At 67.0% G+C, this 13,089-nt stretch carries 11 protein-coding genes and 1 tRNA gene; 6 read left to right on the top strand and 6 right to left on the bottom strand.

Annotated features, from left to right (window positions below; all coding sequences use genetic code 11):
- Window positions 1-59: 59 nt before the first annotated feature.
- The 4 genes from JQ635_RS14810 to JQ635_RS14795 form a co-directional block, all read right to left on the bottom strand.
- A tRNA-Thr gene (locus JQ635_RS14810) sits at window positions 60-135 on the bottom strand.
- Window positions 136-224: 89 nt separating this feature from the next.
- On the bottom strand, window positions 225-2,024 hold the full coding sequence (locus JQ635_RS14805; RefSeq protein ID WP_211410582.1) for a heme biosynthesis protein HemY: 1,800 nt from the start codon (window positions 2,022-2,024) through the stop codon (window positions 225-227).
- Window positions 2,025-2,060: 36 nt separating this feature from the next.
- On the bottom strand, window positions 2,061-3,278 hold the full coding sequence (locus JQ635_RS14800; protein WP_211410581.1) for a COG4223 family protein: 1,218 nt from the start codon (window positions 3,276-3,278) through the stop codon (window positions 2,061-2,063).
- Between the two features lie 90 nt (window positions 3,279-3,368).
- Window positions 3,369-4,115 (bottom strand): uroporphyrinogen-III synthase, encoded by a 747-nt coding sequence (locus JQ635_RS14795; RefSeq protein WP_211410580.1) that lies wholly within the window; start codon window positions 4,113-4,115, stop codon window positions 3,369-3,371.
- Window positions 4,116-4,266: 151 nt separating this feature from the next.
- Between JQ635_RS14795 and tsaD the strand changes: the two genes are divergently transcribed.
- From tsaD to JQ635_RS14780, 3 genes are read left to right on the top strand one after another with little or no spacing between them, the layout of a single operon-like run.
- On the top strand, window positions 4,267-5,340 hold the full coding sequence (gene tsaD, locus JQ635_RS14790; protein WP_211410579.1) for a tRNA (adenosine(37)-N6)-threonylcarbamoyltransferase complex transferase subunit TsaD: 1,074 nt from the start codon (window positions 4,267-4,269) through the stop codon (window positions 5,338-5,340).
- Between the two features lie 2 nt (window positions 5,341-5,342).
- A complete protein-coding gene (locus tag JQ635_RS14785; RefSeq protein ID WP_211410578.1) occupies window positions 5,343-6,323 on the top strand; it encodes an NAD(P)H-dependent glycerol-3-phosphate dehydrogenase in 981 nt (326 codons plus the stop codon).
- Between the two features lie 2 nt (window positions 6,324-6,325).
- On the top strand, window positions 6,326-6,739 hold the full coding sequence (locus JQ635_RS14780) for an EVE domain-containing protein (RefSeq protein WP_211410577.1): 414 nt from the start codon (window positions 6,326-6,328) through the stop codon (window positions 6,737-6,739).
- Between the two features lie 98 nt (window positions 6,740-6,837).
- Here JQ635_RS14780 and JQ635_RS14775 read toward each other — a convergent pair whose 3' ends face one another.
- The gene (locus JQ635_RS14775; RefSeq protein WP_211410576.1) at window positions 6,838-7,917 is read right to left on the bottom strand and encodes an adenylate/guanylate cyclase domain-containing protein; all 1,080 of its coding nucleotides are present in this window, start codon (window positions 7,915-7,917) and stop codon (window positions 6,838-6,840) included.
- 102 nt (window positions 7,918-8,019) lie between these two features.
- Here JQ635_RS14775 and JQ635_RS14770 point away from each other — a divergent pair, with 102 nt between their 5' ends.
- Window positions 8,020-8,475, top strand: coding sequence for an SRPBCC family protein (locus JQ635_RS14770; RefSeq protein ID WP_211410575.1), 456 nt, complete (start codon window positions 8,020-8,022; stop codon window positions 8,473-8,475).
- 108 nt (window positions 8,476-8,583) lie between these two features.
- Here JQ635_RS14770 and JQ635_RS14765 read toward each other — a convergent pair whose 3' ends face one another.
- Entirely contained in the window at window positions 8,584-9,753 is a 1,170-nt protein-coding gene (locus JQ635_RS14765; protein WP_211410574.1) for a DNA topoisomerase IB, read from the bottom strand.
- Window positions 9,754-10,144: 391 nt separating this feature from the next.
- Between JQ635_RS14765 and acs the strand changes: the two genes are divergently transcribed.
- Window positions 10,145-12,091, top strand: coding sequence for an acetate--CoA ligase (gene acs, locus JQ635_RS14760; protein WP_211410573.1), 1,947 nt, complete (start codon window positions 10,145-10,147; stop codon window positions 12,089-12,091).
- 461 nt (window positions 12,092-12,552) lie between these two features.
- Window positions 12,553-13,068, top strand: coding sequence for a L,D-transpeptidase (locus JQ635_RS14755; RefSeq protein WP_211410572.1), 516 nt, complete (start codon window positions 12,553-12,555; stop codon window positions 13,066-13,068).
- Window positions 13,069-13,089: the final 21 nt, after the last annotated feature.

Genomic DNA, 13,089 nt, shown 5'->3' with positions numbered 1-13,089 from the left:
TTATGCGAGCCGGCTGCAGTCGGCACACGCATTCATGGCGGTCTGATGAAACAAGGCGCTGGTGCCGCAAGAGGGATTCGAACCCCCGACCCCGTCATTACGAATGACGTGCTCTACCGACTGAGCTATTGCGGCGAACCCTGCCGGGACCCGGGCGATGCCGGTCCCGATACGCGCGCCCCTGATATCGGGCATGGCCCGAATTGGCAAGGACAAGCGGCGCCTCACGCCCCCCAGCGGGACCAGAATCCGCGCCAGCCGCCCGCCTGGGCCTTTGCATGGGCCTTGGGCGTGCCGATTTGTTCCGTAAATTCATCGCTCGGCCCCTCGTCATCGATCCCGGGATCATCTGGCGCACGGACGATCGGGATGACGGCGGGGATCGGGGCAGGTGCGGGCTTGCCGAGGTCGGCGCGGGGCCTGAACACCGGGGTTGCCGCCGGCGGCGATGATTCGGCTGCCTCGGGGGCCGGATCGACCGGCTCGGCGGGCTTGACCACCGGTTCTTCCTTGGCAGCTTCCTTGGCGGCTTCCCCGACCGGTTCCTTGACTGTCTCCTTGGCCTCATCAGGGGGCGAATTATCCTGGGCGGCCGGCACCGGGTCTGGTGCAGTCACGACCGGTTCCACCGGGCTCTGGCTCGGAGCCGCCGTCACCCGCTTCGGCGGCGGGGCGGCCAGCATGGCTTCCTCGAAGGCCGAGGATTCGATCGTGGTCCCCTTATCGGAAGGAAGGCTCGCGACCGGCGTCTGCCACTGGAAGGCGTCGAGCCGGCCGGTGACCGGAGAGACGGGGCGCCAACGGTCGCTGACATAGCCGTCCGCGGTCCAGGCCGGATCGTGGCGGGCGCGCACGGCGCGCAAGGTCCAGGCGCGGGCACGGCCGCCGTCGCCATGCTCGGTGCGCTCGATCTCGGCCATCAGCAGCGCGACGCGCTGGGTCGGGTCGTTGACATAGGGCGCGAGCACCTGGCGTGCGCGGGCGAACTCGGAGGCATCGATCGCGGCGCGCGCGATCGCGAGCTGGCCCTCGACATGGCCGGGCTTGTCGGCCGACGTCTTGGCCGCGAGCGTCTCCACCCGCTGCAGGCGCTGCCGCGCAGAATCGCCGAGCTTCACATGCGCATAGGCGTCCGCCAGATCGGGATGCGGATTGGCGAGCCAGGCGACCTCGACCAGCTTCATGGCGCGGCGCACCTGATGCGCCTCGCTCTCGAATTTCGCGGCGAGCACCGCGGCCGGCACCAGCGTCGGCGCGAGCTTGATCGCATCCATCACGCTCTCGCGCGCGACGTCGCGGTCCATGGTTGCCAATTCCAGCGCGCGCGCCGTGAGCAGCACGCCACGCTGGCGGCGATAGGCCGGCTTGTCGATCAGGCCCGCGGACAGATTCGAATCGAGGATCGCGAGCGCACCGCTCCAGTCGCTGCGGGCGCAGCGGAAGCCGAGCACCGCATGCGAGGCCCAGGTCGAGGAGGGCGACAGCTTGATCGCTTCCTCGGCGATCATCACGGCACCGACGACATCGTCGGCGCGCTGCGCCTCGATGAACAGGCCGCGCAGGCCGAGCAGGCGCGTATCCTCGCGCTCGGCCATGGCGCGGAAGACGCGCTGCGCCTCGTCGCGATTGCCTTCGAGCTGGGCGGATTGCGCATGCAGCAGCAGCGCCAGTGGATCGTTCGGCGCGTGGCGCCGCGCCGCTTCGGCGTGCCGGCGGGCGAGCGCAGTGTCGCCATGACCGATCGCAAGCAGGCCGTGGGTGATGGCGTGGCGGCCACGCGCGTGACGCTTCTCGTGACGGCGGCGGCGCATGCGGCCCGGCATACGCCAGAGCATCGTCAGGATGCTCCAGAGGAGCACGACTGCGACCGCAAAAAGCCCAAGCAAGAGCACGAACACCGGAATGCTTGGTGAGGCCCGAAAACCGCCCCAGCTCATCACGACATCGCCGGGCTGGTCGGCAACCCAGGCCGCGCCGGCGCCGGCGAGTGCAATCAGGACAAGGAAAAGGACGATGCGAAGCATGGCGATCCCTATTACGCGCTGATTGTTGCGCGAATCTTATTGAGCAGATTTGGCGAGATCCGCCATGGCATCGTCGGCGAATTTGCGGGACGCAGCGAGCGCGGCGTCACGGGCGTCGGCCTTGTCGAGCCAGGCCTGCGCCGGCGCCCGATCAGCCTCGGGCAGGGTCTTGAGCTCCCGCCGCGCCTCGACGAAATCGTTGCGGAGCGCCGCGGCCGTCACGCGGGCGACGATGGCGCCGCGATCGTTGCCGACGCCGTCGGTACGCTCGATGCGCACGAGTTTCGACGCGCCGGCCTGAAGGCGCTCGACGATGCCGGCATTCGCAGCCGGGGCCTCCGCCGGCGGCGACAATTTCGGCACGATGTTGAGCAGCTCGCGGCTCAGCGCGACCGGCGTCGGGATGCCCGACGATGCAAACGCATCGAGCGGCTTCAGCATGTCGGGCTTGGCGGCGAGCGAACGCGCCGCGGACAGTTGCGCCTGATAGGGATCGCCATGGCGAACGGCGACGTCGAGCAGGGTCGCCGCCACCACGAAGCGCAGCGGCTTGTCATCCATCGCCTTTGTATCGGCGATCTTCTCGCCCTGCTGTGCGAGCTCGGCCCGCTCCGTCTTGCTCGCGCGCTCGAGCTGCGCGATGCGGTCGGAGAGCGCGGCAACATCGGGCGAAGCGGTGCGCGGCGCGGATTTGGTATCGTTGAGCGCACTCGCGGTCTTGTCTGACTGCGCGCGCAGATTGGCGATGTCGCTGCGCAGGGCGCTTGCCGATTTCTCCAGCGCGTCGATCCGCGCCACCATGGCCGGATCGGCGACGGGCTTGCCGGCCTTGGCCTCGACCGCGGCGACACGACCGCTCAGCGCATCGACCGTCGCACTCGTGACTTGCGGCGCGGCCGGCGGCGCCTGCACCGCGGGCCAGCCCAGCATCCAGCCGACCCCGATCACGATGGCTGCGGCCACTGCACCGGAGAACGGTGCGATGACCCAAGGGGAAATCGGCCGCGAGGCGGGCGCGGGCGCAATGGAAGGCTGGTCCTCGGCTGACTCGGTTTGAGGCTCGGGCTTGCTCTCCTCGACCTTCACCTCCTCATGCGCGGCTTGCTCGGTCGCCGGCTGAGCCTCGGGCTCGCCCGCCACGTCCTGCGGCTGGGTCGAGACTTCCGTCGCCTCCAGATCGATGGTGGGCGGGGTGCGCTTGGCACGACCGGTGTCGGGAGCCAATCCTGCGTCTTCAGGCTTGTCGTCGGCCATCGTGACGGTTCCTCACACTTCCATACCTTGCACAGATCCCTAGCATAGATCCTTAAGCGGACCCGATCGCGCCGGATTCGGCCCGACCTCTTACGCCAAACGAGTACGCAAAGCACGCTCCAAGGTGTCAAATAAGGCATTTTCGTCCGGTGTCGCGGCCACCAGAACCTGCGATGCGCCGGCATCGCGCAGCACGCCGGCGACCGTCTCGGACAGGCAGCATTGCGGGATCGCCAGCGCCGAAATTTCGACGCCTTCATCCCGCGCCGCATCCAGAAACGCCCGCGCGCTGCGCCGGGAGTAGTGCAGCACCGCCTCGACCCCGTGGGCGGCAAAGCCCTCGCAGACCTCGCGCGGCAGATGCTTGACCGGCGCCATGCGATACGTGGTCTGCGTCACCACGTTGAATCCTTCCGCACCGAGCTCACCGCCGAGATCGCGCGACAGATCCGCGCCGGCGAGATAAAGCAGCGTGCTTTTCTTCTTCAGCACCTTGTCGCGTGCGCTTTGAACGACCCTGTCGCGCAAAGAAGCGGCATCGCCGCCGGCGACGATGACCTCGCCAAAGCCGGCGTCGCGCGCCGCAGACGCGGTGTGCTCGCCGACCGCGAACAGCGGCAGCGCCAAAAGGCCGAGGTCCCGCAATTGCGGCGCGACGGCGCGGATCGCGTTGGCCGACGTGACGATGACGGCGCCATAGCCCGCTTCACTCTCGTCATGGAAGGCGACCGGCTCGAACTTGAGCACCGGCGCGAGCAGCACCACATGCCCCCGTGCGCGCAGATTTTCCGCCGTCGCCTCATTGTCGGGATGCGGCCGTGTGACAAGAATGGACATCGCGTGTGTTCCCGAACCGCGTGACGGTGACGTATTCGCCGGAATGGCTGCGCGTGACGATTGCGCAAGCCGACCCCGGAATGCTACCGGACTTACCAGAACTCTGCTTTACGGATGAGTGCAAGGGCGCAAATTGGATAACGATTCGCCAATGCTGGTATTGGGCATCGAAACCACCTGCGACGAGACCGCCGCGGCGGTGATCGAGCGTGCGCCTGGCGGCAGTGGCAAGATCCTGTCGAACATCGTGCGGTCGCAGGTCGAGGAGCACGCCCGCTTCGGCGGCGTGGTGCCGGAGATCGCCGCGCGCGCGCATGTCGACGTGCTCGACGGGATCATCGACCGTGCCATGCACGAGGCCGGCATCGACTATGCCCAGCTCGACGGCGTCGCCGCGGCCGCAGGGCCCGGGCTGATCGGCGGCGTGATCGTCGGACTCACCACCGCGAAGGCGATCGCGATGGTGCATGACACGCCGCTGGTCGCGGTCAACCATCTGGAGGCGCATGCGCTGACGCCGCGCCTCACCGACGGAATCGATTTTCCCTACTGCCTCTTTCTCGCCTCGGGCGGCCATACCCAGATCGTGGCGGTCACCGGCGTCGGCCAGTATGTGCGGCTCGGCACCACCGTCGACGACGCCATCGGCGAAGCCTTCGACAAGGTCGCGAAGATGCTGGGCTTACCATACCCCGGCGGCCCGCAGGTCGAACGCGCGGCCGCAAGCGGCGACGCCGCGCGGTTTGCGTTCCCGCGGCCGATGCAGGGACGCCCCGACGCCAATTTCTCGCTGTCCGGATTGAAGACGGCCGTCCGCACCGAAGCGAGCCGATTGCCTGAGATCACGCCGCAGGACATCAGCGATCTCTGCGCGAGCTTCCAGGCCGCGGTGCTGGATTCGACCGCCGACCGGCTGAGTGTCGGCCTCAAGCTTTTCCGCGCGCAGTTCGGCGCACCACGCGCGCTCGTGGCCGCCGGCGGCGTCGCCGCCAATCAGGCGATCCGTGGCGCGCTGCACGACGTCGCACAGCAGGCCGGGACGCAATTGATCATGCCGCCGCCGGCGCTCTGCACCGACAACGGCGCGATGATCGCCTGGGCCGGCGCCGAGCGCCTCGCGCTGGGAATGACCGACACGATGGAGGCGCAGCCGCGCGCACGCTGGCTGCTCGACGCCAATGCGACGGCACCGGCCGGCTACGGCAAGACGCGGGCGGGATATTGACGATGACCGCGTTCCAATCCGTCGCGGTGATCGGAGCGGGCGCCTGGGGGACGGCGCTGGCGACGGTGGCGGCGCGGGCAGGGCGGAGCGTGACGCTCTGGGCGCGCAACGCGGAGCATGCAACGCGGATCGCATCGACGCGCGACAATCCGCGGCTGCCCGGCGTGCGGCTGGCGCCGGAGATCGTGGTGACGAGCGATCTCGCGGAGGCATCGCGCGCGGAGATGCTGCTGATCGCAACGCCGGCGCAGCACCTGCGCGGCGCGGTCAACATGCTGGCCTCGCACATCACGAAGCCGGTCCCGATCATTGCATGCGCCAAGGGCATCGAGCACGGCACCCACAAATTCATGACCGACGTGATCGCGGAGGCCGCGCCGCATGCGCTGCCGGCGATCCTGTCAGGCCCGAGCTTTGCCGACGACGTCGCGCGCGGCCTGCCGACGGCGGTGACACTGGCGGCGAAGGATGACGCGCTGGCGAGCAGCCTGGTGCAGGCACTGGGCTCGCCGACATTCCGCCCCTATCACTCCACCGACATCCGCGGCGTCGAAATCGGCGGCGCAGCCAAGAACGTGCTGGCGATCGCGGTCGGCATTGCGGTCGGGCGCAAGCTCGGCGCCTCGGCCCAGGCGGCGCTGACGACCCGCGGCTTTGCCGAGCTGACGCGCCTCGGTCGCGCGCTCGGCGCGCGCAGCGAGACGCTCACCGGCCTGTCCGGCCTCGGCGATCTGATCCTGACCTGCTCGAGCCCGCAATCGCGCAATTTCGCGCTCGGCCTCGCCCTCGGCCGCGGTGAGCAGCCGTCTGCCGGCAAGCTCGCCGAGGGCGAGTTCACCGCGCCGGTACTGATCGAACTCGCAGCTTCGCAAAACATCGAGATGCCAGTATCAGAAGCGGTCGCTTCGATCCTGAGCGGCCGCAGCACGATCGACGCCGCCATTTCGGGGCTGTTGACGCGTCCCTTCAAGGCAGAGGAATGAGCATGGCGTACTGGCTGGTGAAATCCGAACCGTCGGTGTGGTCCTGGGACCAGCAGGTGGCGAAGGGCGCCAAGGGCGAAGCCTGGACCGGCGTGCGCAATTACACCGCGCGCCAGAACCTCGTGAACATGAAGAAGGGCGACAAGGCGTTCTTCTATCATTCCAACGAGGGCAAGGAGATCGTCGGCATCGTCGAGATCATCAAGGAAGCCTACCTCGATCCGACCGACAAGACCGAAAAATTCGTCTGCGTCGACATCAAGGCCGACAAGCCGCTGAAGGCGCCGGTGACGATGGCAGCGGTCAAGGCCGAGAAAAAGCTCGCCGACATGGCCTTGGTGAAATATTCGCGCCTCTCGGTGCAGCCGGTGACGGTCGAGGAGTGGAAGCTCGTCTGCAAGATGGGCGGGGTGTAGTCAGTGCCGTAGCCCGGATGAGCGCAGCGACATCCGGGATAGTCTGGTCCCGCATGTCGCTACGCTCATGCGGGCTACGGTAGCTACGATATCCGGCCTCACGTCTCCGGCAGCGCGAACACCTCGCAAGGCGCGGCAATGCCGCGTAACGCATGCTCACCGAGCGCGATCAGCGGCATCTCCGTCTCGGCAGCGAGTGCGCCCGACACTAGCACCGTCCTGCCGAGCTGTTTGCACAAGCCTTCCAGCCGGCTCGCGAGATTGACGGCGGGACCGATCGCCGTGAAGTCGAGCCGGTTGGCGGCGCCGATATTGCCCCAGAGCATCTCGCCGAGATGGAGCGCGGCACCGAACGCGAGGGGTGGCAGCCCTTGCGCGCGGCGTTCGGCGTTGAGATAGGCCATGCCGGCTTCGGCCGCACTCGCCGCACGCAGAGCGGCCTCACACGCGCGGCGCGGGGATGCCTCGACCACCGGAAAGATCGCGAGCACGCCGTCGCCGATGAATTTCAGCACCTCACCGCCGAAGGCATGAACAGCACCGGCGATGCGGTCGAACCAGGCATCGAGCGCCGCGATGACCTGGGCCGGCGGTGTGGTTTCCGACAGGGTCGTGAAATTGCGCAAATCCGCATAGAGCAGCGCGGCCTGGATGGTCTCGCCGAGATCGCGCCGCAAGGGCGCCGCCAGCACCCGCTCCGCGCTGCGCTTGCCGAGATAAGCATCCAGCGTCGCCCGCAGCGTGGCGCGCGCGGCGAGCACGGCAAGGGGCGTCGCCGCAAAGCGAGCAGCCTGGCGCAATCGTTCGATGTCATCGGCGGTGAACGGTCGCGATCCGGCCCAGCCGAGCAACGGCCCATCGGCCCGTCCGACGGCATCCTCGTGCACCTCGCCGCCCGCGACCTCGCGCAGCCAGCGACGACCGCCATCGTTGGGCGGGTCGGGCGCAAGGCCGCCCGGCGCGAAGCCGAGCGCTTCGATGACGCTGCCAGTCTCGGCGCGCCACAGCCAGGTCCGCTTCGCGATCAGCGGATGCGGCACCTCCAGCGTCAGGCTGCCTGCCGCAAGCGGCACGCCGTCGGCGATCAGATGCGCGCCGAGTTCCGCGAGCAGGCGGTCTGCCCCGGGACAATCCGAGGCGGCATCGACGAGCCAGGCTAGGGTCGGGGACAGATGCATGGGTCCGATGATGACGAAGCCGGGCCGTCTTTGTCACGGGCAAATCCTTGACGGAGCGGCACAGCGCCGCCATGTCCCATCGTCAGCCAGGGATGATCGCCGATGACCGAGCCGTTCATAGTGCGACGCGAGACCCAGATCGCCGCCCCGCGCGCCACCGTCTTCGCCTATCTCACCGACCCCGAGAAGATTTTGAGCTGGATGGGGTCCGACGCGACCACGGAACCACATCCCGGCGGGCTCTACCTGCTCAAGGGCATCGGTCCGCGCGGCGCCGCCGCCCGCGGCGCCTTCCGCGAGGTCGTGCCGGTGCATCGTCTGGCGTACACGTTCGGCTGGGAGGGCGGCCAGGAAGTGCCGCCCGGCTCGAGCCTGATCGAGATCGACCTGATCGAACGCGACGGCGGCACGCTGCTGCGCATGACGCATAGCGGGCTGCCGAATGCGGAACAGGTGGCAGCGCATGCGAAGGGGTGGGCGCATTATCTGGAACGGCTCACGAGCGCAGCCGCTGGCAGCGATCCCGGTCCAGATAAGGGCGTGTCAGATAAGTGGTAGCTCTCGTAGGGTGAGCAAAGGCGCGCTCTTCGCGCTGTGCCCACCACCTTTCACCATGAGCAAATGGTGGGCACGCTTGCGCTTTGCCCACCCTACGGCAGCGTGTCGTTACACCGCCGCGGTCGCCACCACCTGCGCCAGCAGCTGCTCGCGCCTTGCCTGCGAGCGCTGGCCCTTCATCGTCGCCGCAAAACGCTCGAGGATGCCGTCCTCGAAGGCAGTGACGATGGTGTCGTGGACGTAGCTCTTGCGGCAGATCGCCGGCGTGTTGGAGAGCTTGTCGGCCGCGGCGCGGATCGCGTCCAGCACCTGCTTCTTGCGGCCACGCTGGCTGGTCGCCGGCGTGATCCGCGACAGCGATTCCACCACGACGGCGGATGCCATCAGCGTGCGGAAATCCTTCAAAGAGATCTTGATGCCTGCGATCTCGCGCAGAAACGCATTCACCTGTGTGGTGTTGACCGCGCGCACGATGCCGTAGGCGTCGCGGTACTGGAACATGCGCTTGCCGGGAACGCCGCGCAGAATGCCGATGGCGCGCACCAGCTTGGCCGCGTCGCACTCCTTGCGCACCGCCTTGCCGCCCTTCGCCTTGAAGGTCAGCACGAAGCTGTCCTCTTCGAGCGTGACATTGGCCTTCAGCAGCGTGGTGGCGCCGCGGGTGCCATTGAGGCGGGCATAGGATTCATTGCCGGGGCGGATCGCGGTGCGGGCGATCAGCTCGATCACGGCCGAGAGCGCGAACTCGCGCGTCGGCTCGTCGCCCGACAGGAACGCCGAGACCTTGCGCCGGATTTTTGGCAGCGCGCCGACGAGCTTCTCCAGGCGATGCGCCTTGCGATGCTCGCGGACCTTCTCCCAGTCGGCGTGATAGCGATATTGCAGGCGGCCCGCGGCATCGCGACCCACCGCCTGGAGATGCGAGCTCGGATCGGCTGAGTAGCGCACCTCGCGATAGGCCGGCGGCACCGCCATGGCGTGCAGCCGGCGGATGGTGCGGGCGTCGCGGATATGCGCGCCGTTGGGGCGCACGAAGGAATAGCCCTTGCCGCGCTTGATGCGGCGGATCTTCAGCTCGTTCTGGTCGCCGAGCCGCAGGCCCAGCTCCTTGGCGAGCGCCTCGACCGTCGCCGCGGGCGCCGTATCGAACACCTTTTTCGGGCTGGGGCGGGTGGAACCGGCCGTTTTCGGCCATTGTCCGAGGGCCTTGGCCAGCGCAATAGCGGCTGGATCGGCTGAAGCGGGCCGCAACGTCCCGAGATTCTGCTGATCCATCATAGTCTTACGCCTTAGCCCTGCCTGTTATCGGTCAATGCCGCTGTTCTGATTTTTGTTCCACGGGGTCTCTTCGGACCCGGGTTGGCCATTTAGGGTGTTCCGAACCGTATTGCGAGTCCCGAATCAGTGAGGGGCGGTTTCTAAATACCTCCAAAGGGTGCATGGGGCTCTGCAGGGGCTTATTCCCGGGATTTGGGTAAGGAGCCGAAAGGCACCTGTCGGCCTGTTTCAGATTTGCGACAGCCAACCTGGCTGACCTTGATCCTCCGCATGGTCGGCGGCTCGCCGAAGGTCCAGCTTGTGCTCCTTGTCGGGTCCGGTTAGCCCGACGCATAATCAGCCAAATGATTGATGTCGGCATTGCCTGAGCTTGCCGCTTGTGGAGGGAAATATGTCCGAGAAGATCTACGACGTGCCGGCGGAATGGACGAAACGCGCCTGGGTCGACCAGGCCAAGTACAAGGAAATGTACGCCCGCTCGATCTCGGACCCGAACGGTTTCTGGGCGGAGCAGGCCAAGCGCATCGACTGGATGCACGCGCCGACCAAAATCGAGAACGTCTCCTTCGCGCCCGGCAACGTCTCGATCAAATGGTTCGAGGACGGAATCCTCAACGTCGCCCACAACTGCATCGACCGGCATCTCCACACGCGCGCCAACCAGACCGCGATCATCTGGGAAGGCGACGATCCCTCGCAATCCCGCCACATCACGTACAAGGAGCTGCACGACGAAGTCTGCCGGATGGCCAACATCCTGCGCACCCGCAACGTCAAGAAAGGCGACCGCGTCACCATCTACCTGCCGATGATCCCCGAGGCCGCCTATGCGATGCTGGCTTGCGCGCGGATCGGCGCGATCCACTCCGTGGTGTTCGCGGGCTTCTCGCCCGACAGCCTCGCCCAGCGCATCAACGACTGCCAATCCAAGGTGATCATCACCGCTGACGAAGGCCTGCGCGGCGGCAAGAAGGTGCCGCTGAAGGCCAATGTCGACGCGGCGCTCGCCAAGGCCGATGGCGTCGACTGGGTCGTCGTGGTCAAGCGCACCGGCGGCAAGATCGACATGAACCCGACGCGCGACCTCTGGTACCACGAGGCGGCGGCGATGGTGACGACCGAATGCCCGGTCGAGCACATGCACGCCGAGGATCCGCTGTTCATCCTCTACACATCGGGCTCGACTGGCCAGCCGAAGGGCGTGCTGCACACCACGGGCGGCTATCTCGTCTATGCCGCGATGACGCATCAATATGTCTTCGACTATCACGACGGCGACATCTACTGGTGCACCGCCGACGTCGGCTGGGTCACCGGCCACAGCTACATCCTCTACGGGCCGCTCGCCAACGGCGCCACGACGCTGATGTTCGAGGGGGTGCCGAATTATCCGGACAATTCGCGGTTCTGGAACGTCATCGACAAGCACAAGGTCAACACCTTCTACACCGCGCCGACCGCGATCCGCGCGCTGATGCAGGGCGGTGACGAGCCCGTGAAAAAGACCTCGCGCGCTTCGCTCCGTCTGCTCGGCTCGGTCGGCGAGCCCATCAATCCCGAAGCCTGGGAGTGGTATCATCGCGTCGTCGGCGAGGACCGCTGCCCGATCGTCGACACCTGGTGGCAGACCGAGACCGGCGGCATTCTGATCACGCCGCTGCCGGGCGCGACGAAACTCAAGCCGGGCTCGGCGACGCTACCATTCTTCGGCGTGGCTCCGGAGATCGTCGACGCCGACGGCAAGGTGCTGGAAGGCGAGACCACCGGCAATCTCTGCCTCACCCGGGCGTGGCCGGGCATGATGCGCACCGTCTATGGCGATCACGCGCGCTTCGAACAGACCTACTTCTCGACCTACACGGGCAAGTACTTCACCGGCGACGGCTGCCGGCGCGATGCCGATGGCTATTATTGGATCACCGGCCGCGTCGACGACGTCATCAACGTCAGCGGTCACCGCATGGGCACCGCGGAAGTCGAGAGCGCGCTGGTTGCGCACGAGAAGGTGTCGGAGGCCGCTGTGGTCGGCTTCCCGCACGACATCAAGGGCCAGGGCATCTACGCCTATGTCACCCTGATGGCCGGCGTGCAGCCGACCGAGGATCTGCGCAAGGAGCTCGTGACCTGGGTGCGCAAGGAGATCGGCCCGATCGCCTCGCCGGACCAGATCCAGTTCGCGCCGGGCCTGCCCAAGACCCGCTCCGGCAAGATCATGCGCCGCATCCTGCGCAAGATCGCCGAGGACGAGCCGGGCAGCCTGGGGGACACCTCGACGCTGGCCGATCCCGCCGTGGTCGATGATCTCGTGAAGAACCGGCAGAACAAGAAGTCGGCGTAAGCCGCTCGCGTGCCCCGGACGCAGCGCAGCGCTTGTTCAGCGGTGCGCTGCAGAGCCGGGGCCCATGCAACGGCAGAACGTGCGGCCTCCTGGGTCCCGGCTCTGCGTCGCGTCACCATAGCGCGTCGAAGACGCGCGTAAACGCGCTTTTCGTGCCGCGCCTTGTCCGGGACTCGAAGCCGCGGTTTGCGCTGACCCGCCGAAAACAACAGCCGTTCACATCCTCACGCTCTTGTCAGGGCGCGCGCCGGCGTGGCCGCTTCTTTCCCGCCGAGTGTTGTTTTCAGGTCATTTACTTTATTTCGAACATTTTCTTTGTTCCCCCTGCTGGCTGGCCCTCGGCGGCCGCCCTTGGAAACCATCCGGTTAACGGGCGCGGTTAATACTGTGTGGGCGAGCGGGCATTGCCGGGTTTGCGTAGATTTGGACGACCCGTTCGGGGCAACGGAAGGGAAGCATTAATGTCGATGAGGATTGCGGTGGCACTGGCCGCCACCATCGGGGCAGGGGTCTTGATGTCGACGGCGGCCGAAGCGCGGCCGGAAATGGTGGGGACCCGCCTCGCCGACTATTCGCCGGGCACCATCGTGGTGAAGACCAACGAGCGCAAACTCTATCTCATTCTCGATTCCGGCCACGCCGTGCGCTATCCGGTCGGCGTCGGCAAGTCCGGCAAGCAGTGGGCCGGCACCACCCGCATCGACGGCAAGTATCGCAACCCGGCCTGGTCGCCGCCCGCCGAGGTGAAGCGCGACAAGCCGCAGCTACCCGACGTCATTCCCGGCGGCTCGCCGCGCAACCCGATGGGCGTTGCCGCAATGACGCTGGCCGGCGGCGAATATGCGATCCACGGCACCAACGTGCCGGGCTCGGTCGGCGGCTTCGTCTCCTATGGCTGCATCCGCATGCTCAACGACGACATCACCGATCTCTACAGCCGCGTCTCCGTCGGCACCACGGTGGTCGTGACGCGCTGATCGCTAAGATCGCAGAGTATG

Source organism: Bradyrhizobium iriomotense (assembly GCF_018130765.1).
In the GTDB taxonomy this organism is placed as follows: Bacteria; Pseudomonadota; Alphaproteobacteria; order Rhizobiales; family Xanthobacteraceae; genus Bradyrhizobium; species Bradyrhizobium iriomotense_A.
This window is presented reverse-complemented; position numbering and strand designations above follow the sequence as displayed.